This is a genomic window from Youhaiella tibetensis, from assembly GCF_008000755.1.
Classification (GTDB): domain Bacteria; phylum Pseudomonadota; class Alphaproteobacteria; order Rhizobiales; family Devosiaceae; genus Paradevosia; species Paradevosia tibetensis.
On sequence record NZ_CP041690.1, the window covers coordinates 1,704,688 to 1,726,493 of the forward strand.

General features: G+C 65.6%; 19 protein-coding genes. 10 read left to right on the forward strand and 9 right to left on the reverse strand.

The genetic code is table 11. From position 1 onward, the window contains the following. Nucleotides 1–33: 33 nt before the first annotated feature. A complete protein-coding gene (locus FNA67_RS08145) occupies nt 34–1,137 on the reverse strand; it encodes a BMP family ABC transporter substrate-binding protein (RefSeq protein WP_049704716.1) in 1,104 nt (367 codons plus the stop codon). Nucleotides 1,138–1,330: 193 nt separating this feature from the next. Here FNA67_RS08145 and FNA67_RS08150 point away from each other — a divergent pair, with 193 nt between their 5' ends. Next, nucleotides 1,331–2,335: a LacI family DNA-binding transcriptional regulator gene (locus tag FNA67_RS08150; RefSeq protein WP_049704717.1), complete on the forward strand. Its 1,005-nt coding sequence runs from the start codon at nt 1,331–1,333 to the stop codon at nt 2,333–2,335. Nucleotide 2,336: 1 nt separating this feature from the next. On the opposite strand, the gene FNA67_RS08155 is transcribed toward FNA67_RS08150, so the two are convergent. The 5 genes from FNA67_RS08155 to FNA67_RS22110 form a co-directional block, all read right to left on the reverse strand. Next, nucleotides 2,337–4,127, reverse strand: a complete 1,791-nt coding sequence (locus tag FNA67_RS08155; RefSeq protein WP_147655694.1) for an ABC transporter ATP-binding protein — start codon at nt 4,125–4,127, stop codon at nt 2,337–2,339. A 61-nt stretch (nt 4,128–4,188) separates the two neighbouring features. Next, nucleotides 4,189–5,742, reverse strand: a complete 1,554-nt coding sequence (locus FNA67_RS08160; protein WP_210246446.1) for an ABC transporter substrate-binding protein — start codon at nt 5,740–5,742, stop codon at nt 4,189–4,191. A 139-nt stretch (nt 5,743–5,881) separates the two neighbouring features. Next, a complete protein-coding gene (locus FNA67_RS08165) occupies nt 5,882–6,793 on the reverse strand; it encodes an ABC transporter permease (RefSeq protein ID WP_147655695.1) in 912 nt (303 codons plus the stop codon). Then, entirely contained in the window at nt 6,790–7,713 is a 924-nt protein-coding gene (locus FNA67_RS08170) for an ABC transporter permease (protein ID WP_049704720.1), read from the reverse strand. The genes FNA67_RS08165 and FNA67_RS08170 overlap by 4 nt, the downstream gene beginning before the upstream one ends. Beyond that, on the reverse strand, nt 7,706–8,575 hold the full coding sequence (locus tag FNA67_RS22110; RefSeq protein ID WP_147655697.1) for a metallophosphoesterase family protein: 870 nt from the start codon (nt 8,573–8,575) through the stop codon (nt 7,706–7,708). Before FNA67_RS22110 ends, FNA67_RS08170 begins: the two co-directional genes overlap by 8 nt. A gap of 156 nt (nt 8,576–8,731) precedes the next feature. Between FNA67_RS22110 and FNA67_RS08180 the strand changes: the two genes are divergently transcribed. Both FNA67_RS08180 and FNA67_RS08185 read left to right on the forward strand, forming a co-directional pair. Then, nucleotides 8,732–9,484 (forward strand): HAD-IIA family hydrolase, encoded by a 753-nt coding sequence (locus FNA67_RS08180; protein ID WP_170267251.1) that lies wholly within the window; start codon nt 8,732–8,734, stop codon nt 9,482–9,484. Between the two features lie 24 nt (nt 9,485–9,508). Then, nucleotides 9,509–10,387, forward strand: coding sequence for a MurR/RpiR family transcriptional regulator (locus FNA67_RS08185; protein WP_147655699.1), 879 nt, complete (start codon nt 9,509–9,511; stop codon nt 10,385–10,387). Here the strand turns inward: FNA67_RS08185 and FNA67_RS08190 are convergent. Continuing rightward, nucleotides 10,384–11,388, reverse strand: coding sequence for a LacI family DNA-binding transcriptional regulator (locus FNA67_RS08190; RefSeq protein WP_049704724.1), 1,005 nt, complete (start codon nt 11,386–11,388; stop codon nt 10,384–10,386). The two genes, FNA67_RS08185 and FNA67_RS08190, sit on opposite strands and share 4 nt — an antisense overlap. Before the next feature lie 259 nt (nt 11,389–11,647). On the opposite strand from FNA67_RS08190, the gene FNA67_RS08195 reads away from it, so the two are divergent. The 7 genes from FNA67_RS08195 (at nt 11,648) to FNA67_RS08225 (ending at nt 18,278) form a co-directional block, all read left to right on the forward strand. Then, the gene (locus FNA67_RS08195) at nt 11,648–13,228 is read left to right on the forward strand and encodes an ABC transporter substrate-binding protein (protein ID WP_147655700.1); all 1,581 of its coding nucleotides are present in this window, start codon (nt 11,648–11,650) and stop codon (nt 13,226–13,228) included. Between the two features lie 60 nt (nt 13,229–13,288). Beyond that, entirely contained in the window at nt 13,289–14,230 is a 942-nt protein-coding gene (locus FNA67_RS08200) for an ABC transporter permease (protein ID WP_049704726.1), read from the forward strand. Nucleotides 14,231–14,233: 3 nt separating this feature from the next. Then, complete coding sequence (locus FNA67_RS08205) at nt 14,234–15,106, forward strand: ABC transporter permease (protein WP_147655701.1); 873 nt, start codon at nt 14,234–14,236, stop codon at nt 15,104–15,106. Beyond that, complete coding sequence (locus FNA67_RS08210) at nt 15,103–16,119, forward strand: ABC transporter ATP-binding protein (RefSeq protein WP_147655702.1); 1,017 nt, start codon at nt 15,103–15,105, stop codon at nt 16,117–16,119. Before FNA67_RS08205 ends, FNA67_RS08210 begins: the two co-directional genes overlap by 4 nt. Beyond that, on the forward strand, nt 16,116–17,132 hold the full coding sequence (locus FNA67_RS08215; protein WP_147655703.1) for an ABC transporter ATP-binding protein: 1,017 nt from the start codon (nt 16,116–16,118) through the stop codon (nt 17,130–17,132). The genes FNA67_RS08210 and FNA67_RS08215 overlap by 4 nt, the downstream gene beginning before the upstream one ends. Then, complete coding sequence (locus tag FNA67_RS08220; protein ID WP_147655704.1) at nt 17,125–17,862, forward strand: alpha/beta fold hydrolase; 738 nt, start codon at nt 17,125–17,127, stop codon at nt 17,860–17,862. The genes FNA67_RS08215 and FNA67_RS08220 overlap by 8 nt, the downstream gene beginning before the upstream one ends. A gap of 89 nt (nt 17,863–17,951) precedes the next feature. Then, nucleotides 17,952–18,278, forward strand: coding sequence for a hypothetical protein (locus FNA67_RS08225; RefSeq protein ID WP_147655705.1), 327 nt, complete (start codon nt 17,952–17,954; stop codon nt 18,276–18,278). 10 nt (nt 18,279–18,288) lie between these two features. On the opposite strand, the gene FNA67_RS08230 is transcribed toward FNA67_RS08225, so the two are convergent. Together FNA67_RS08230 and FNA67_RS08235 are read right to left on the reverse strand one after the other, a co-directional pair. Further along, a complete protein-coding gene (locus FNA67_RS08230) occupies nt 18,289–20,046 on the reverse strand; it encodes an ABC transporter ATP-binding protein (RefSeq protein WP_147655706.1) in 1,758 nt (585 codons plus the stop codon). Next, the gene (locus FNA67_RS08235) at nt 20,030–21,778 is read right to left on the reverse strand and encodes an ABC transporter ATP-binding protein (RefSeq protein WP_147655707.1); all 1,749 of its coding nucleotides are present in this window, start codon (nt 21,776–21,778) and stop codon (nt 20,030–20,032) included. The genes FNA67_RS08230 and FNA67_RS08235 overlap by 17 nt, the downstream gene beginning before the upstream one ends. Between the last annotated feature and the right edge of the window lie 28 nt (nt 21,779–21,806).

Sequence of the window (21,806 nt, forward strand, 5' to 3'; positions counted from 1 at the left end):
TCGGGGCCGATCACGCTCATCTTTGGTGGGAGACTAGGGGCGAACGCTGTCGCGCAGGGCGTTGAGCGCCTCGGTGGTCATGCCGAAGGCGGTCGGAACCTCGATCTCGCCTGCGGCGATCTTTTCCTTGGCGGCATTGATCGCGGCGACGGTTTCCGGCGAGGCGAGCTTGGCGAAATTGCCGGTCTCGACGAGGCCGACCGCGCCTTCCTTGAGGCCAAGGGCCTCGACCGAACCCCAGGGCAGGGTGCCTTCCTTGATGCGGTCATAGGCCGAGAGCAGGCTCACATCGACGTTCTTGAGCACCGAGCTCACGACCTGGGACGCAATGCCCGGATCGCTTTCGGCAAAGATGGCTTCCTGGTCGGAATCGACGCCGAGCGCATACTTGCCGGTCTCCTTGGCGGCCGAGAGCTGGCCGAGGCCGGCCTGCGAGGCGGCGTTGAAGCCGAGCACCACGCCGGCACGGTACTGGGCGAGCGAGAGCTCCTTGCCCTTGGCGGCATCGGTGAACGAGCCGGCATAGGAGACCGCGACCTTGATGTCGGGCGTCACCGACTGGGCGCCGGCAATGTAGCCAACGAGGAAGTCGTTGATGACCGGAATGTCCATGCCGCCCAGGAACCCGAGCGCGCCGTCAGCGCCGAGCTTGCCGGACTTGACGAGGTCAGCGGCGAGCAGGCCGCCGAGATAGGAGCCTTCGTTCTGCTTGTAGTTGATGGCGTAGACGTTCTCGAACCCGCCTTCCTCGAAGGGCAGGGAGGCATCGAACAGGATGTACTTCTTGTCCGGGTACTGCTTGGCGACTTCGCCAAGGGTCTCGGAGAGCGAATAGGTGCCGCCGATGATGATGTTGTAATCCTGCTCGGAGACGTCGAGCAGCGCCGGTTCCCACTTGGTGGCGTCGTCCCCGACTTCGAGCACGCGCGTTTCGACGTCGTCGCCGTACTTGGCCTTGATCAGCTCCATGCCGTGGTTCGCGGAATCGAAGAAGGACTTGTCGCCCAGGGCGCCGTTGACGATCAGCACGATCTTGTCCTTGGCGAGAGCGGCAAAGCTCATCGAGCCAGTCAGCGCCGTGGCTGCAACGAGGCTGAGCGAAAGACGCAGCATGGTCTTTCGGGTGAGAAGAGGCATATCGGATCTCCCTTTGGCAAGCGCCTTATGATCGGTCACGACCGAGTTGCGGGTATGGGAGGGCCTTGCGGTCAACGAAGCTCCTCCAAACCTCGTTTAATCGTGTAAACTCACAGAAACGGGGAACGCGGTCTCTTGTCAAGACGAATCGTTTAATCGATTAAGGAAGGCGGGGACAACGAGAGAGCCGGCAATGGCGCGCAAAGGCATAGCGACGGAAGAGACTTCGCGCGGTCCGACCATGCGCGACGTCGCCAAGGCGGCGGGCGTGTCGTCGGCCACGGTTTCCTATGTCCTCAACAATCTCAACAAGGTAACGCCCGAAGTCGACGCGCATGTCCGCAAGGTGGCGCGCGAGATGGGCTATTCGCGCAACAGCGCGGCGCGAGCGCTCAAGACGGGCCGGCACAACGTCATCGGCTGCATCGTGCCGACACTGGCCTCCCCGGTCTTCCCCGAAATCGTGCAGGCCGTGCAGCGGCGCGCCGAGGAACTGGGCTACGCAACCTTCGTCATCGACTCGGGCGAGGGCCCAAAGCGCGAAGCGCAGGCGATCCAGTCGCTCGCCAAGCACGGGGTGGACGGGGCGGTGGCGCTGCTGGCCTCGCGCCCGCCGCTTGCCGACCTGCCGCAATTCCCCATCGTCGCCATCGACCAGCCGGTGCCGGGGCTAGACAGCGTCAGGGCCGACCATCGCACGGGCGGGCGCCTGATGGCCGAGCACGTCATTGCCCTCGGCCACAAAAGGGTAGGGCTGGTCTCGGGCGAGCTCGACCTGCTCTCGAGCCGCGAACGCCACGAGGGCTTCATGGATGCGGCGCGCGGAAAACTCGAAATCTGCTGGGATGTCGAGGTGTCGCTGATCCCGACGCTCCCGCGCGAGGCGGTGGAGGCGATCCGCCGCCGCGACGTCACCATGATCGCCTGCGTCAACGACGTGGTGGCCATCGGGGTGCTGAGCGCGTTGCGCGACAATGGCATAGCGGTGCCGGGCGAGGTCTCGGTCTTCGGGTTCGACGACATGGTCTGGTCGCACTGGCCGCTGATCGACCTCACGACCATCCGCCAGCCCCTGGCAGAACTCGGCCGCGATGCGGTGGAGCTGCTGGTCGAGCGCCTCACCGATCCCGAGCGCCCGCAACGCGACATCGTGCTGCCGGTGAGCCTGGTCGAACGCGGCTCTACCAGGCGACTCTAGCTCAGGACGCCAGCACGAGGTGATCGGGCCCGACCGTCTCGTAGACGGGGCGCGGCGCCGCATGCCCGACCGGGAAGATCGGGGAGGGAAGCTGTGTCGCAGGCGGCGCGCTGGTGCGGCGGCGCTCGGGGTCCGGCGTCGGGACGGCCGACAGCAGCATGCGGGTATAGGGGTGGCGCGGGTCGCCGAACACGGCGGCGCGCGGACCGATCTCGACGATCCGGCCCATATACATCACCGCCACCCGGTGGCTCATGCGCTCGACCACCGCCATGTCGTGCGAGATGAAGAGGTAGGAGAGCCCCAGCTCTTCCTGCAGTTCGATGAGCAGGTTGACCACCTGCGCCTGGATCGAGACGTCCAGTGCCGAGACGGCCTCGTCGGCCACGATGAGCTTGGGCGATAGCGAAAGGGCGCGGGCGATGCAGAGGCGCTGGCGCTGGCCGCCCGAGAATTCGTGCGGATAGCGGTCGAGCTGGTCTTCGGTGAGGCCGACGCGCTTGACGAGCGCCACGACGCGATCGCGCAGCGAGGAGCCGGAATCAAGCCCGTGGATCACCAGCGGCTCTGCCACCTGCTCGAAGGCGGTGAGCCGGGGATCGAGCGCGGCATAGGGATCCTGGAAGATGATCTGCATGTCCCGGCGTTTCTCGCGCAGGGCGGAATGGTCAAGGGCGAGCAGGTCCGTGCCTTCGAGCGTGACGCTGCCGGACCTGGGCTGGACGAGGCGCAGCACCGAACGGCCGGTGGTCGACTTGCCGCAGCCGGATTCGCCGACCAGCGAAAGCGTTTCCCCCGTGCCGATCGAGAAGGAGACTTCGTCCACCGCGTGCACGTTGGCCACGTGCCGCTGCAGCATACCCTTGCGGACGGGGAAACGTGTGACGAGGTCGCGGACCTCGAGGAGCGGCTTGCGCTCGCGCGCGGCCGGCTGCTGGCTCTCGCCCTCGAAGCCGAAGCGGCGCGGACCGTCATGACCGGTCATGGCGCCGAGGCGCGGGACCGAGGCGAGGAGCAGCTTGGTGTAGTCCTCACGCGGCGTGGCGAAGAGCGGCTTGACCGCGTTCTCCTCGACCTTCCGGCCGTGGCGCATGACCACGACGCGGTCGGCGATCTCGGCGACGACGCCCATGTCGTGGGTGATGAACAGCATGGCCATGCCGTTCTCGCGCGAAAGCGTGCGCACGAGATGCAGGATCTGGGCCTGGATGGTGACGTCGAGCGCGGTGGTGGGTTCGTCCGCGATGAGCAGTCGTGGCGAGCAGGCCAGGGCCATGGCGATGACGATGCGCTGGCGCATGCCGCCGGAGAGCTCGTGCGGGAACTGGCCGAAACGGCGCTCGGGCTCCGGGATGCGCACGCGCTTGATGAGTTCTATGGCCTCGCGCGCGGCTTCGGCGTGACTGACGGCGCGGTGGGCGCGAATGACCTCGGCGATCTGCTCGCCGACCGTGAACACTGGATTGAGGCTAGTCATCGGCTCCTGGAAGATCATGGCGATCTCGTCGCCACGGACCGAACGCAGGTCGCGATCCGGGGCGTTCGCCAGATCGATCCCGGCGCCGTCGCGGCGCTGGAAGCGGATGTGGCCGGAAGGGATGGTGCCGCCGTTGAAGGCGGTGAGGTCCAGGATGGACATCGCAGTGACGGACTTGCCCGAGCCGGATTCGCCCACGAGCGCCACGCACTCGCCGGGCGCGATGGCAAAGCTCAGGTCATCGACGGCGGTAAAGGGGCCGCTCTCGGTCTGGAAGGTGACGCGCAGGTTCTCGACGTCGAGGAGCTTGTCCATTCGGGCCTCCGGGGCAAAGCAGGAAGGACGGGCGCGGGTGGCGCGCCCGTCCGTGGTCGGTTTAGTCGGCGAGGGTGACGGCGCCGGCGCGGAAATCGAGCACGTAGGGGATGTGGCCCGGCAGCGGCTTCCACTCGAGCTTCTGGGTCATGCCGTACGATTCATAGGGCTGATAGAGCACGAAGACCGGGGCCTCTTCCTTGATGTAGGCCATGATGTCCGCATAGGCCTGCTTACGCACGGCGATGTCGGTCGAGTAGCGGAACTTCTCCCAGAGGGCATCGTATTCCGGCGTCGAGTTCCAGGCTGCTTCCGTGCCCGAACCCTTGGGCGCCCACATGGTGCCGAACGAGCCCGCCGGGTCGGCGAAGTACATGGGGTTGGACCAGTTGCGCGCGTTCATGGTCGGGTCCGAACCCGTCCACTTCGGATCGACATTGAGGTTCATGTTGACCCCGACCGCCGCCCACATCTCCTTGATCGCCTGCGCGGCGAGGAGCCCGTTGGTGTAGTAGACCGGATCGGTGTCGTAGCGGATCGGGGTGCCGTCATAGCCGGCTTCCTTGAGCAGCTCCTTGGCTTTCTCCGGATCGTATTCGAAGGTGTTGAGCTCGGGCATGTAGAGCTGGCCGTACTGCGGATAGGTGTGGCTGGAGGGAACCACGGCCTTGCCGAGCCAGAGCGCTTCGTTGAGCAGGTTGCGGTCGATGGCGAGGCCAAGGGCCTGGCGCAGGCGCTTGTCGGCCATCAGCGGGTTGCGGGTATTGAAGATCACCACGTGGAAGAGCGGGGTTACGGCACCCTCGACCTTGAGCGAGGGATTGCCCTCGATGGCCTCGATCTGGTCGGGCGGCACGTTGGTGATGAGGTCGACTTCCCCGTTTGCGAGCGCGGTGGTGCGGGTCGCCAGTTCGGGAATGCGGCGCAGCACGACCTGGTCGAACGGAGCCTTTTCGCCGAAAAAGCCATCGAACTTCTTGTAGGTCAGCGTCTCGCCGGGCTGGAAGTTGGTGATCTGGTAGGGGCCGGTGCCGATGGGCGCCAGGCCGAAGGCGTCGAAATCGGAGACTTCGATGGCATCGGGGTCACCGGAAAGGCCCATGATGTACTTCTTGGGGACGATCGAGCCTTCAGAGGTGTTGAGCAGGGTCTCGAACAGCGGCTCGGGCTTCTCGGTAGTGAAGCGGACGGTCTTGTCGTCCAGCGCCTCGACCTTGATGAAGTTGGCGAAGAACTGCTTGTGGATGCCGGCATATTCCGGCGTCATGTCCTGCAGGATGCGCTCGAACGAGAAGACCACGTCCTCGATGGTCATCGGGTCGCCGTTCTGGAACTTGACGTCGGTACGGATGGTGACGTCGAACTCGGTGGGCGAATTCTGCTTCCACGCGGTCGCCAGGCCCGGCTTGAAGGTAGCTTCGGGCTTGGAATAGTCCTTCTCGATCAGGGGATCGAAGGCGTTGTAGTAGATCTGCGAGCCGTTATTGCCGAAATCCTTGCCCGGATCGAGGAAGGGCGGCAGGTTCTGGGTGGCGACGCGCAGCTCGGCCGCGCTGGTGGCCATCGGCACGAGCGCGGTGGCGCTCGCCAGGGCCAGAAGAAGCATTTTGTACATGACGGTCTTCCTGTTTTTAACAAGGCCGCTCCGTTGGGCCGGCGGGTGCCGGTCCTGAAGGGCATTGCAGTGGGGACTTGGGACGGTCCGCCGCGAGGGGAGGGCTCGCGGCGGCCCGTTCGTGCCGGGCGGGGCCCGGTTACTTGAGCTTGACGTCGAGGGCGTCGCGCAGCCAGTCGCCGATGAGCAGCACCAGCAGCGAGACGAACATGATGGCAAGCGATGGAACGATGGCGATCCAGGGGCTGGAGGCGAGGTAGTCGCGTCCGAGCCCGACCATGGAGCCAAGCGTGGCGGTCGGCGGTTGCACGCCCAACCCGAGGAAGGACATCGAGGATTCCAGCAGGATCAGAGACGAGAACGTCATGGTCCAAACCACGATGATGGGTGAGGCGATGTTGGGCAGCACGTGCTTGAAGAGGATGCGCCCGTGCGAGGCCCCTGCGGCTGTGGCTGCCTCTACGAAGGGCATGCGGGCGACCGAGAGCACCTGGGCACGCACGATGCGGGCATAGGTTTCCCACCCGGCGATGCCGATGACGCAGACGAGCACCGGCAGCGAATTGCCGAGCATGGCGATGGCGAGCAGCGCGATCAGGGTGAACGGCACGGCGATCTGCACGTCAACGAGCGCCATGATGATCGCGCCGATCCGGCCACGGGCATAGCCGGCGACGATGCCGAGAATGCCGCCGAGGAACAGGCTGATGAAGCTGCCGATGAGCGCGATCAGCAGGGTGAACTGAAGGCCGTAAAGGGTGCGCGAGAGCAGGTCGCGCCCGAGCTGGTCGGTGCCCAGCAGGTGGGCGGAGCTGGACTTGGCGAAACCGACCGGAGGCTTGAGGCGCGCCAGCAGCGTCTGCGCATTGGGATCGTAGGGCGCCAGCGCCGGCCCGAAGATGGCGAGCAGCACCACGATTGCGAAGAGCACCAGGCAGATCCGCATGAGCGGACCGGCTTTCTGCCAGAGCCGGGCAAGGCCCGTGGCGCGGCGGCGGCGGGTCGTGCCGGCAGTATGCAGGCGCGGGAGCGGGGCGGCGAGATCGGTCATGTTGCGGCTACCTTCACGCGAGGATCGATGGCGGCGTAGATGAGATCGACGATGACGGAGGTGGTGACGACGAGCGCGGCGATGAGGATGACGCCGAACTGGAGCACCGGATAATCGCGGCCGATGGTGGCCATCACCACAAGGTCTCCCACGCCCTTGGTGGCAAAGACCGCCTCGACCACCACGCACCGGGCCACCATTCCGGCGACCTGCAGGCCAATGACGGTGACCACCGGAATGGCGGCGTTGCGCATGGCGTGCTTGCCGATGACGAGCGTCTCGGAAAGGCCTTTGGCGCGGGCGGTGCGCAGGTAATCCTGGCCGAGTACGTCGAGCATGGCGTTGCGGGTGAACCGGACGATTTCGGCCAGCATCGGGGCGGCGAGGACGATTGCCGGCATCAGGAAATGCAGGGGCGTCGCATCACCGGAACTGGGGAACCAGTGCAGGTTGTACGAGAAGATGAGGATCATCGCGATGGCCAGCACGAAGTTGGGCGTGGCGTAGCCCACGAAGGCGAGGCTGGTGATGGCCGAACCGATGACGTTCCTGCGCTGCAGCGCCGCGACGATGCCGAGGGGCACGCCCAGCGCTACCGAAAGCGCCAGGGCGTAGGAGAAGAGCAGGAGCGTGTTGGGCAACCGCTCGGCATAGATCTGCATGACGGGGCGGCGCTCGTAGAGGCTGAGCCCTAGGTCGCCGTGCAGCAGGCCCTGGACGAAGCGGGTGAACTGCACCCACAGGGACTGGTCGAGCCCGAACTGGCTGACGATGGCGGCCTTGGTCGCCGGGTCGATGCCCGGCGGCAGCATGTAATCCATGGCATTGCCGGAAAGCCTGGTGGCGAAGAACACCAGGACGATCACGGCCAGGAGCGTTGCAACAGCTCCCAGGATGCGGCGCCCGAGGAAATCAAGCACTTTGGCGCTCCGCCTCGGCGGCGAGGTCGATCTCGGTGAAGGGACGGAGCGGGGAGACCCAGCGCTGCTCGCCCGACCTGCGGAACGGCACGCGGACGAAGAACGGATCGTTGCCGAAGACTTCCACCTCCATGGTGCCGTTCTCGATAGTGAGGATGGCATAGGCCGCCGCGGTCTGCGGCATGGTGGTGAAGCGCTCGCTCAGCGACTGGATGGTGACGTGCTGGACGTTGGCGACGTTGGTGATGGTGTTCCAGTGCACGTGGCCCGAGAGCCAGGCGGCGGCGCGGCCGGTGGCCTCAACCGCTTCACGCACGGCGGAATGGTCCGGGTAGGTCGAGTAGTGCGGGTTGCGCTGGAAATAGTAGTTGCCGATCTGGGAGTGACCCGAGAGCGGCACATGGGTGGCGATGATCGCCGGGCGTTCGTCGGCATTGAGCGCATCGACCAGCCAGGGCAGGCCCGCCGCGGTCAGCGGAAAGCCGACGCCCATCTCGATCTTGACGCCCGGCTGCCAGAGGATGAGGCGCATATCGCCAAGATCGATGACGCTGCTGGCCATCGACTGGCCGAAGATCGCCTCGTTGTCGGCGACCGAGAGGTTGACGACGTCGTGGTTGCCCAGGACGTGGGCGCGCGGGCCGTTGAACCGGGCGAGGGCGGTCGCCACTTCACCGGCCGAGCGCATGTCGGTCTCATGGTCGGTGTCGGAGATATGGTCGCCCAGGTCGAGCAGCAGGTCGGCGCCGACGGCATTGGCGTGATCCACGAAGCGTTCGAGCACGGGCAGGCCATTCCAGTCCGCGGCCTTGGTGTGGGACTGAGGCCCGTGGTGGATGTCGGTGACGATTGCGATCTTCATGATGGCCCCATTGTCTGCCGCCGGAGGTCCGGCTCGTTGTGTGTGAGAATGGGTAAGGGGCCTCTGTGACGGTATGATGAAAGTTTCTCAATATCATCGATGTTGACATTGAGCTTGTCTCAATTCACCTTCCGCCGACCTGAACGGGAGCATGACGTGGATTCTCTCAACTTCGACGCGGCCGGCTATCTCATCGACCTGGACGGCACGCTGATCAGCGGCCGGCAGGCGCTGCCCGATGCGCTATGGCTGCTCGAGCAGGTCGCGGGCCGCTTCATGCTGGTCTCCAACGATGCCGAACATACGCCCGAGCAGCTCTCCCGCATGTTGCGGCCGCTGGGCCTGGCGATCCGTCCCGAACGGATCGTGCTGGCGGGAATGACGGCGGTGGACACCATCGCAACTGACTATCCCGGCGCGAGCGTCATGCTGCTGGGCAGCTCGTCGCTGCGCGCCTATGCCCGTCACAGGGGGCTCTGGCTCGATGGGCCGAAAACCGATGTCGTGCTGGTGATGCGCGACCGAAAGTTCAGCTATGCCAAGCTCGCGGCGGCCGCCGATGCCGTCCATCGCGGCGCGCGGCTGGTGGCGGCGTGCCCGGACACCAGCCATCCCGGCCCGCTTGGACAGCCGGTGCCCGAGACCGGAGCGCTGGCAGCGGCCATCCTGTCGGTGGCGGGGCCGGCGCCGATGCGGGTCATCGGCAAACCGGAACCCATCCTCTTCGAGGCGGCCTGTGCGCGCCTTGGGATTGTACCGCGCGATGCGGTGATGGTCGGGGATAACCCGGCCACGGACGGCCAGGGCGCCTCGCGCCTGGGCATGACCTTCTGGCAGGTTCGCCACGGGCGGCTGCGCGGCAATCTCAACCTCGTGCATTCCGCCCTTCCCGAGGCGGTGCCCGCGTGATCCCTGTTCCCGGCGAGAGAAACGATGGCCGATAACGACAAGCAAACCGCCACCACCGGCCTCGAAGGCGTGCTCGACCGCATCCGCGTGATCCGCCGCGACCTGCCCCCCACGGCGGGACGCATCGCCGATTTCGTCCTCAACAACGCCAGCGACGTCGTCCACATGTCGGTGACCGAAGTCGCCGAAGGCGCGGGGGCCAGCGAGGGCAGCGTGGTGGGCTTCTGCCAGCTGCTGGGCGCGCGCGGCTTCCAGCAGATCAAGATCGCACTCGCCCGCGACCTGGTGCAGCCGGTCCAGTTCATCCACGAGGACCTGACGCCCGCCGACGATATCGGCACCGTGGTCGACAAGATCTTCCAGTCCGACCTCCAGGCGCTGACCGATACGCAAAAGGCCCTCGACCGCAACGAGATGGCGCGCGCCGTCGCCACGATCCGCAAGGCCAAGCGGGTAGAAGTCTTCGGCATCGGCAGCGCCGCGCCCATCGCCGAGGACACCAACTACCGGCTGCTGCGCATCGGCATCATGAGCCGGGTGAGCGTGGACAGCCACGTGCAGGCCATCACCGCCTCGCTCGCCGACAAGGACGTGGCTGTGATCACCATCTCCCATTCGGGCAGCACCACCGAGACGCTGGCGGCGACGCGGCTCGCCAAGGAGGCAGGGGCCACGACCATCGCTGTGACCAATTTCGGCAAGTCGCCGCTACTGGCCTATACCGACATCGTGCTCAACACGCTGGCGCGCGAGACCCAGTTCCGCACCGAGGCCATGACCAGCCGCATCGCGCAACTGGCCATCATCGACACGCTCATCGCGTGCCTGGCGTTGGCAGACTACGAGCGGGCGGTTTCCACCATCGGCAGCACGTTCGAAGTGCTCTCGACCAAGCGGCTCTAGAGGCCGCGGCAGGATTCCCGGACCTGCAGGCGCGGCGGCACGCGCACGATGCGCGGCGGTCCGGCATTCTCGCCCGAGATCCGGGCCAGCAGCAGTTCGGCGGCGTTGGCGGTGATGGCGGCGACGTCCTGGGTGAGCGAGGTGATGCTCGGCTTCCAGCCTTCGGCCGGATGAAAGCCATCGAAGCTGGCGACCGATACGTCCTCGGGTACGCGCAGCCCCATGTTCTTGAGCCCCGCCATCGTGCCGAGCAACTGCGCGATGTTAATGCAGGCGATCGCCGTGGGCGGGGAGGGCAGGGTCATCAACTGCTGCACGGCGGTAAAGGCGTGGTCGTACTTGTAGACCGGCCGGCGCACCAGGTCCTCGCGCACCGATACCCCTGCCTCGGCCATCGTGGCCCGGAACCCCTCGAGGCGCTCGTCTGACGGGGAAATCCCCGGCCGCCCAGCCAGGAACGAGATGTCGCGGTGCCCGAGCTTGAGCAGGTATCGCGTGATCAACTGCGCACCCAGGTGGTTGTCGTCGGCCACCGCATCGAACCGGCTGCCCGGAATGATGCGGTCGACGAGCACGGCAGGCGTGCGGATGGCGTCCGAGAGGCGCTCGGCATAATTGTCGCCATGGCTGGTGGCCGCGATGACGAGGCCGGCGACGCGGTGGGAGGAGAAGAGCTCGATCTCGCGCAGCTCCCGCTCGGGATCGTCCTCGTTGCTGGCGAACAGCATGTTGTAGCCGCGCGCCGAGAGCGCCGCCTGCATCGCCTTGGCGATATGGGCGGCCCAGGGGGTGGCGATGTCGGGGACGATAAGCCCGATGGTGGTGGAAACGCCCTTGCGCAGGTTTCGCGCCACGGGATCGGGGTGGTAACCCGCCTCCTCGACGGCGGCCCAGACGCGCTTCTGGAGCTCCTCGCTGACGGGGGCAGTGCCGTTGAGCGTGGCCGAAACGGTCGTGATCGATACGTTGGCGATCCGCGCCACATCCTTGATGGTCGGCAATTCGACGCTCCTTTTGCCGGCTACACAAAGCCAACGCAAATCGTTTCGTCAACATCCAAATGTGCGTTTGTCGGCCGATAACGCAGCCTTCCCGGCGGCATTGACGAATTTTGTATCTTGCAGCCTCCCCACAGATTGGCTAAACGCAAAACGTTTCGTGCATTGCACAAGCCGGTGAAGTCAATGCTATGAGTAGCAACCGGTTCGGTGATGCGTAACGATTTGTGCCGCCGAAGCGGCTGGGAGGAGAATAGACACGATGCGAGTAAGATCGCTTGCCGCGGTGGCGCTGGCCGCCGCCCTGGTCCTGGGGGGATCGGTCGGGGCCAACGCAGAATCGGTTCTGCGGCTCCGCATGAACGGGGACATCAATTCGGTCGACCCGATCGCCACGACCAACTTCACGATTCGCAACAGCGCCTACCTGATCTACGACACGCTCTTTGCGCTCGATGCGAACTATCAGGTTCAGCCCCAGATGGCCGAGGGTTACACCCTCTCGGACGATCAGTTGACCTATACCATCACCCTGCGTGACGGCCTCAAGTTCCACGACGGCAGCCCGGTTACGGCCACCGACGTCGTGGCCTCGCTCGAACGCTGGGGAAAGGTGGACGGCCTGGGCAAGATCCTGTTCTCCAAGGCCGCCTCGCTCACCGCCGCCGATGACAAGACCGTCGTCCTGCAGATGAACGAGCCCTGGGGGCAGGTGCTGCCGGCGCTGGGCAAGATCTCGTCCAACGTCCCCTTCATCATGCCCGCGCGCCTCGCCGCGCAGGATCCGAGCGATCCGGTCAAGGAACCGATCGGGTCGGGCCCCTACAAGATGGTCGTGGATGAATGGGTGCCCGGTAGCGTCGCGGTCTACGAGAAGTTCGCCGACTACGTGCCGCGGCCCGAGCCGGCCAGCATGGCCGCCGGCGGCAAGGTTGCCAATTTCGACCGCGTCGAAATCCGCTACATCCCGGATTCCGCCCAGGCTGTCGATGCGCTGCTCAATGGCGAGATCGACTGGATCGAGGACGTCGGCGCCGACCTGCTGCCGCTGTTCGACGGCTCGGACACGGCCCACATCCAGGTGTCGCCGCAGGCGGGCAACAGCCTCCAGCTGGTGGTCAACCACCTCAACCCGCCCTTCGACAATCCCAAGATCCGCCAGGCCCTGCAACTTGCCCTCGAGCAGCCGCCCTTCATGCAGGCCATCTTCGGGGAACAGACGCAGCTCTACCAGATCTGCGCGGCTGTCTTCTTCTGCGGCACGCCGTTCGAGAGCGACATCAACACCGATCGCATCCTTCACCGCGACGTGGATCAGGCCAAGGCGCTGCTCGCCGAAGCCGGCTATGACGGCACCCCCGTCTTCCTGCCGCACGTCACCGACATTCCGTTCCACGACCACGCCTATTCGGTCCTCAAGCCCATGCTCCAGGAAGCCGGGTTCAAGGTCGATGAGCAGATGACGGACTGGGCTTCGGTCTCCACCCGCCGCGCCAGCAAAGAGCCGGTGGACAAGGGCGGCTGGAACGTCTTCTTCACCGGCTGGGGTTTTGTCGACCAGTCCAACCCGATGACCAACGTCTACGTCGCCGGCCAGGGGCTCAACGGCTGGTTCGGCTGGGCGGATTCGGCCGAGCTGCGCGACCTGCGCGTCAAGTTCGCCGAAACCACCGACCCGGGCGAGCAGAAGCAGCTCGCAGAAGACATGCAGCGCGTTGCCTACGATCTGGTACCGTTCGTGCCGCTCGGACAGGCCTCCATCGCCCAGGGCGTGGCGAGCAACCTTGAAGGCTTCATCGAAAGCCCCGTTCCCTTCTTCTGGAACGTCAAGCGCAAGGACTAGGCCCGCTGGACGGGTTGCCCGGACACCCGGGCAGCCCGCGACGGGGAGGGGACCGCACCAATGCTCAACTACATCGCCGGCCGAATTGCCTCGGCCATTCCCATCCTGCTTCTGGTGGCGATCTTCATCTTCTCACTGGTCAACGTGACACCCGGCGATCCGGCTGTGCTGATTGCCGGGGACAACGCGACGCCCGCCCAGGTCGAAGCCATCCGCGAGCGGCTGCGCCTGGACGAACCTCTCCCCGTCCGCTTCTTCGTCTGGGCTGGCAACGCTGTGCGGCTCGACCTGGGCGAGTCGATCTATTCGAGCCAGCCGGTGACGCGACTCATCGCCCAGCGGCTCGAACCCACCTTCGTGCTGGCGACGGTGACGCTGATCCTGACGATCCTCATCGCGCTGCCACTCGGCGTGGTCGCGGCCTGGAAATCCAACACCTGGATCGACCGCTCCATCATGGCTTTCGCCGTGCTCGGCTTCTCGGTACCCGTATTCGTGATCGGCTACCTGCTGGTCTACGTCTTCTCGGTCAGGCTCAAGTGGCTGCCGGTGCAAGGCTATAGCCCGCTTGCCGATGGCGTATTGGGCACGTTGCGCAGCGTCGCGCTGCCCTCGCTTGCCCTGGCGCTGGTCTTCGCCGCGCTCATCGCCCGGGTCACCCGCGCGGCGCTGCTCGAAGTCCTCAGCGAGAACCACATTCGCACCGCCCGCGCCAAGGGACTTTCGACCTGGCGCATCCTCGTGATCCACGCCCTCAAGAACGCCGGCGTGCCGGTGATCACCGTCATCGGCATCGGCTTCGCCACCCTCATCGGCGGGGTGGTGGTGACCGAGTCCGTGTTCAATATCCCCGGAATCGGGCGCCTCACCGTCGATGCCATCACCCGGCGCGATTATCCGGTGGTGCAGGGCGTCATTCTCTTCTTCTCGGTCCTGCTCATCGTGATCAACATTCTTGTCGACCTGAGCTACGCGCTCTTCGACCCGCGCGTGAAGGGCTGACCCATGGCCATGCTTCAAGCCGCCGTCCGCGAGCCCGGCGCCGCGCGCCTGCTGCGCTATGCCCGCCGCAACCCGGCCACCACCATCTGCTGCCTCATTCTCCTGGCTCTGCTGCTGGTCGCCGTCTTCGCCCCGCTGATCGCGGGCGATCCGATCAAGATCGATCCGGCACGCCGCCTGACGCCACCGGATGCCGAAGCGATCTGGGGCCGCGACCACCTGGGACGCGACGTCTTCGCCCGCGCCATCTACGGCACCCGCATTTCCATGCTGGTCGGATTCTCCGTGGCGTTCCTGACCACGGTGCTGGGCGTCACCATCGGCATCTATGCGGGGCTCTCGCGCATCGGGAGCCTCGTGGTCATGCGCCTAACCGACGCCATGATGGCCATTCCGGCAATCCTGCTCGCCATCGCCTTCGCCTCGATCCTCAATGCGGGGCTGGTGACGGTTATCATCGCGATCACCATTCCCGAAGTGCCGCGCATGGTCCGCTTGGTACGTTCGGTGGTGCTGGGAGTACGCAACCAGCCGCACGTCACGGCGGCCATCTCGATCGGCACCTCCGGGCTGCCGCTGGTCTGGCGCCATATCCTGCCCAACACCATGGGCCCCGTCCTCGTCCAGGCCACCTATGCCTGCGCGTCGGCGATCATCGCCTCGGCCGTGCTGAGCTTCCTGGGCGTCGGTATTTCGCCGGAGGTGCCGAGCTGGGGCGGCATGATGGCCGACGCCCGCTCGGTCTTCCGCCTCCACCCCATGCTCATGCTCTATCCGGGTGTGCTGCTGTCGCTGCTGGTGCTGTCGGTCAACATCCTTGGCGATCGGCTCAGCGATGCGCTCGACCCGCGCAAGAGCCGGAGGGGCGCCCTATGACCACCGTTCTCACCATCGACCGCCTCAATCTCTCTTTCGTCAACGAAGCCGGCGCCATCCACGCCCTCGATGAGGTCTCGTTCGCGCTCGGCAAGGGCGAAGTGCTCAGCCTCGTCGGCGAATCCGGATGCGGCAAGAGCGTGACGGCCATGGCCATCATGGGACTGTTGCCGCGCGGTACGGCGCGCGCGACCGGCTCGATCCTGCTGGGCGGACAGGACCTGCTCAAGGCCAGCGAGAAGGAAATGCGCCGCCTGCGCGGCAACCGCATCGGCATGGTGTTCCAGGACCCGATGACCTCGCTCGATCCGGTCCACACTGTGGGCATGCAGATCGCCGAGGTGGTGCGCCGCCACAAGGGCGTCAGCAACGCCGCTGCCCGCGCCCGGGCGCTCGAAATGCTCGATCTCGTGCGCATCCCCGATGCCCGCAATCGGCTGGCGGCCTATCCGCATGAGCTTTCAGGCGGCATGCGCCAGCGTGTCATGATCGCCATGGCGCTGGCCTGCGACCCGGAAATCCTCATCGCCGACGAGCCGACGACGGCCCTCGACGTGACGGTCCAGGCGCAGATCCTCGACCTGATCGGCGAGCTCAAGTCCGAACTCGGCATGAGCGTCATCCTCATCACCCATGACCTGGGCGTGGTGGCCAAGACCGCCGACCGCATGATGGTGATGTATGCCGGCCGGATCGTGGAGGAGGGGACGGTCGAACGTGTATTCTCCCGTCCCTCTCACGGATATACAGCCGGCCTGCTGCAATCGCTGCCCGGGCACGGGGCGCTGGCGCGGCGCAGCCCGTTGCCCGAGATCGCCGGTTCGGTGCCGCGCCTCGACAAGCGCGAGCCAGGCTGCACGTTCGCACCGCGCTGCCGCTTCGCCCATGAGGCCTGTGCCAACCCGCTGCCTCCGGCCCGACAGGTGGATGCAGGCCACAATACTCTCTGCATCCGAGACACCACCGTGTTCGAGGCGATCAGGGACCATGACATCGTGAGGGCCTGGGCATGACCGAGACGCCGTTTCTATCGTTGCGCGGGATCGGCAAGACCTATGCGCTGGGGCGCTCCCATTTCGGCGGGCCCCAGAGGTTCCTGCATGCCGTCGATGACGTGACACTCGATGTTCGCCGTGGCGAGACGCTGGGGCTGGTCGGCGAAAGCGGCTGCGGCAAGTCTTCGCTCGCCCGCGTCATCATGCAGCTCGAACGACCTACGGCCGGAACCATGGCCATGGACGGCATCGATCCGACGCAGTTGGGGCGTCGCGCCCTCAAGGACGCGCGCCGCAACTTCCAGATGATCTTTCAGGATCCCTATGCCTCGCTCAACCCGCGCATGAAGGTACGCGCCATCATCGCCGAGGTGCTGCGCAACTACCGGACGGGCAGCGAGGACGAGATCGCCGCGCGCGTCGAGGAACTGGCGGGGCAGGTGGGGCTGGGCCGGCACCTCCTCGATCGGTTCCCGCATGAACTCTCGGGCGGCCAGTGCCAGCGCATCGGCATTGCCCGGGCCATCGCGCTCAAGCCGCGCCTGATCGTGGCGGACGAGCCGGTTTCGGCGCTCGACGTCTCCATCCAGGCGCAGATCCTCAACCTCATCGTGCGCCTTCAGGCCGAGATGGGGCTGACGCTGGTCTTCGTTTCCCACGACATGTCGGTAGTTTCGCACGTAGCCGACCGGGTTGCCGTCATGTACCTGGGTCGCATCGTGGAAATGGGCGAGACCGACGCCATCTTCAACGCGCCGTCCCATCCCTATACCCGTACGCTGCTTGCGGCGGTGCCGAGCCCGACGCCGGCGGCGCGAACCGGCGCGCTCTCGCTCAAGGGCGAACTGCCCAGCCCGCTCAACCCACCCAGCGGGTGCCATTTCCGCACCCGCTGCCCGTACGCCACCGATCGGTGCGCGGCCGAACGCCCGATGCTGCGCCCTATCCAGGGCGGCCGGCAGGTGGCCTGCCACTTTGCCGAAGCCTTTCCGACCAACCCGACCAAGTCATTCGAGACCGTCCATGCCTGATCCGCTCGTCCTGCTACCCGGCCTCCAGTCCGACGACCGGTCATGGTTTTACCAGCTCGAGCATTTCGGCCGCTCGCGCCAGGTCATCGTCCCCAAGGGGCAGCAGTATTGCGATACCATCGCGGAGATGACCGACGTGGTGTTCGAGCAATTGCCCGAGCGCTTCCATCTCGCTGCCTGGTCGATGGGCGGCTACATCGCTCTCGCCATGATGCCACGCCTCTTGGGGCGCATGGCGAGCCTGATACTGGTGGGCACCTCCGCGCGCCCCGAGGACCCCGCCAGCACCCCGCGTCGCCGCGACCTGCTGGCACTGGCCGAACGCGAGGGAATCGAGGTCGCTTCGCTCAGGAGTTCGGCCCACAGCACCCTCGACATCGAGGCCGTGGCGCCCGAGGTCCGGGCGGGCCTGCTCCTGACCTGGACCGAGCTCGGGCTCGACGCCTATCGCAAGCAGCAGCACGCGATCATCGAACGGCCCGATACCCGGGCCAATCTCGGCATGGTCGATTGCCCGACGCTAATAATCGTGGGCGAGGCCGACCAGACGACGCCACCGGACTGCGCCCGGGAAATGCACGCCGCCATTCCCGGTTCGCACCTGCACGTCATCGAACGCAGCGGCCATTGCGTTCCCTTCGAGCGCCCGGAGCTCTTCAACCAGATCCTCGATGACTGGCTCCTGGCGCAGGACCATGCCGAGGGGGAAATGCGGCGTCAGCAGGGGTGAGCGAAAGGGGCATTGCCGCGGCGGTTCGGCGCGCCTATGTCAGTTGATGGGCGCGGCCCTTGGGGGATGATTGATCGCGGGAGGCAAGGATGCCACTCGAAGAAGCCCTTGAAGCCGAATTTCATCAACGCATGCTGGCCGTCTACGAGCACTGCTCGGAACATGGCTACTATCCACGCAGGTTCCGCGAACACGTCGCCGATAGCGGCGGGCTCGCGGTGGCCCATGCCCTGATGGCCGCACCGGTCTCGCAGGGCCTGGTTCGTCTCTACGCCATGGGGCTGCCCGAACTTTCCGTCGAGGCGCTCGTGCTGGAGAGCAGGTTCGAGCCTCTGTTCTCGCCGGCCGAGCGGCATGCGGCGCAGGATCATCTGGATTCTGTGGCCGAAAGCAGGTTGCTTTCGGGGCACCAGTAGCGCTGGAGCGTCAGCTCGTCATCGCGCCGTGCATGAGCATGTCGAGCGCATTCTCCATCGAGCCGGCCCGCGTGACCGCGCCACCGTTGACGAAGAAGATTTCGTCGGCGTCATCGATGGTGTTGAGGCGGTGCGCGATGACCACCTTGGTGGTGGTCTTGGGCAACTGGCCGAGGATCTCATCGAGCAATTGCTCGGTGACCGTATCGATATTGGCGGTCGCCTCATCGAGGATCAGCAGTTCCGGATTGCGCAGGGCGGCGCGCACGAAGGCCACCAACTGCTTTTGCCCCAGGCTCATCGCGTCGCTCGATGAGGTGACGGCGGTATCCAGCCCATTGTCGAACCGCGCCAGCAAGCGCGAAAGGCCGGCTGCATCGAGCCGGCTCGTCAGTTCCTCGTTGCTCGCCGAAACGAGGGCCGGATTGCCGTAGCGGATGTTGTCGCGCACCGTGCCGGTGAAGAGAAACGGCTCCTGGAGGATGAACCCGATCTTGGCCGCGCGCTCCTCGGGCGTGAAGCTTCGGATGTCGCGGCCATCGAGCATCACCCGCCCGTGCGTGGGATCGAAAAGGCGGGCCATGAGGGACGCGGTAGTGGTCTTGCCGCCGCCGGTGGGACCGATCATGGCGTAGGTCTTCCCCCGCTCGAGCGCAAAGCTTACGGACCGCAGCACGTCCTCGCCGTCCGGGTAGTGGAACGATACGTCCTCGAACGCGAGCACGGCGTCCGAAGCGGACGGTACGGCGGCGATCACCTTCATGTCCGAAGTCATCGCCAGCACCTCGGAAATGCGGTCGAGACCGGCCAATGCCAGTTGCAGCGAGGCCCAGATGGTCGCGATCTGCCGGAGGGGATTGTAGAAATTGTTGACGTAGAGCAGGAAGCCGATCAAGAGGCCAACGCTCAGCTCGCCCTGGCCGATCAGGGTAATGCCATAGGCCAGCACCACCAGCTGCCCCAGGTTCGAGGCCAAGCCATAGAGCGGAATGAAGAGGTTGCTCGCCACCCCCGCGCGTGTCGAGGCCTGGTAGTTGGCGTCGTTGGCCAGGCCAAAGGCAGTGCGGAAATAGTCGAGGCGGTTGAAGGCGACGATGACCTTGAAGTTGGCAAGGCTCTCCTGAACCTCCCCGCTCAAGCTGCCCAGCGTCTGGAGGCTCTTGAAGCTCGCGCGCTTCACCCAGCCCGAGATGAGCTGGGTCACGCCCAGGACCAGCACGGCTGGCACAAGAGCGGCCGCGCCGAGCCGGGGATTGAGCGTGAGCAGCAGGATGCCGGCGCCCACGATCAGCACCGAGTTGCCCAGGAACTGCATGAGCGCCTGCGCGAAGAACTGGTTGAGCTTGTCGGTATCGTTGTTGATGCGCGAGATCAGGTCGCCCGCGCGGTTCTGGTTGAAGAACCCGACGGGCAGCTCCTGGAGTTTGGTGAAGAGCGCATTGCGTAGGTTGAAGAGGACGCGACGGCCCAATCCGCCCATGGTGCGCGTCTGCGTGTAGCCGGAGCCCAGTCCCACGAGGAAGACCACCAGCAGCAGGCCCGACCAGGTGAAGAGCCCGCGATAGTCGCCCGCCGCGATGAAACTGTCCACGATGTGGCTGATGATCAGCGGGGTCGACAGCGTGGTGGCCGAAGTGAGGAGGATGGCGCCGAACGCGAGCGCGATCACGCGCCCTTCGCCTTTCAGCAGCGGCAGCAGCCGGCCCAGGGAAACCCAGATCGACTCGGTCGAGGTGCTCGCACCGCTGGTATTAAGCTTGTAGCTCATAGTCCTGGGTGCTCTGCTGGGAGGAATAGATCTGGACGTATTCCGGTGAACTGGCGAGGAGGTCCCGATGAGTGCCGCTGGCGAGAAGCTTGCCCTCCATGAGCAGGACGATCTGGTCGAAATCCTCCACCGGCGCGATCTTCTGGGTGACCGAAATCAGGGTGATGCCCGGGTAGTTGGCCCGCACATTGGCCAGGATGCGCCGCTCGGTCCGGGCATCGACGCGGGCCGTGAAGTCATCGAGCAGCAGCACCTTCGGGTCGAGCGCCAGCGCCCGGGCGAGCATGATGCGCTGCTTCTGGCCGCCCGAGAGCGAGGTGCCGCGCTCCGAGATCACGGTGTCGAGGCCGAGGGGTAGGGTAGCGATGAAATCGTGCAGTTCGGCCGTAGCGATCGCCTTGGCGAGGCTGGCGTCATCGACGGTCTTTGAGAAGGCGATGTTCTCGCGCAGCGTCAGGTTGAACATGACGCTGTCCTGGAAGACCAGCCCGACCTGCTGGTGCAGGGACTGCTTGTCATAGGCCTCTATCGGGACACCGTCATAGGTGACGGTGCCGGCCTCGGGCGTGATGAGCCCGGTAATGGCAAAGAGCAACTGCGTCTTGCCCGCCGCGGTCGGCCCGATCACCGCCGTGCGCGTCCCCGCTGGGGCGACAAGGCTCACGTCATCGAGCACGACATGCTGCCCGTAACGGACGGTGAGGCCGGTCGCGGCGACATCGCCGCTGATTTCGGTAACCAGCGTTCCGGCCGCACGCGGCTCGGGCGCTTCTAGCACTCCGACGATCCGGTCGTAGGAGGCGGTGGCCTGCGCCACCACGTTGCTCATGAAACCGATCACAAGGATGGGGAAGATGAGGATGGAGAGATAGGCATTAAAGGCGGTGAAGTCGCCCAGCGTCATGGCACCCGAGATGACGAAATGCCCGCCCAGGGCCACGATGGCGAGGGTGGCGAGGTTGGTGCAGAAGGTGATCACCGGGATCAGGGCCGCAAAGAGCCTCAGGATCGACATGCCGATGCTCATGGCCTGCCCATTGGCGGCCAGGAACTTGTCGTATTCGACCGCCTGCGAGTTGAGAAGACGAATGAGCGAGGAGCCCAGGATGGACTCGTTGATCACCCGGTTGAGCCAGTCGATGGCCTCCTGAGACTTGCGGAAGAGTTTCCGCACTCGCCCCAGCACGTAATAGAAGGTGACCGCGATAACGGGCACCACGCAGAGCACCACCAGCGCCAGCCGCCAGTTCAGGAGCAGCAGCAGCGTGCTCGCGCCCACGATCAGGAAGAACGACGAAACGATCGAGGCGATGGCCTGCGACACGAAGGACTTTATCGCATCCACGTCCGAGGTGAGGTTGGTCAGCAGCCGGGCAGGGGACGTGCGCTGCACATAGGCGAAATCCTGCGAGGCGATCTTGCCGACGAGCCTCGTCCGCAGGTCGCGCGCCACCCGTTCGGAGGTAAAGGTCTGGAAGACCGCTTGCCCATAGGCGAGGACGAATATGCCTGCGGCCAGCGCGCTGAACTCGATAACGACGCGACTCAACGAAAGGTTGGAGGACCCGATGCCGTCGATGGCAGCCGCGATGATGCGCGGCCCGACAAGGTTGAGGCTGTTCGCGCCGATGGTCAGCAGCACCAGCCCGGCGATCCAGGGCCAATAGGGGCGCAGCAGATCGACGATGCTGCCTTTGCGAGGGGCAGGAGACGGCTCGGGACGATCGGTCATGTCTCGGCATCTCCTGGATTCGCCACAG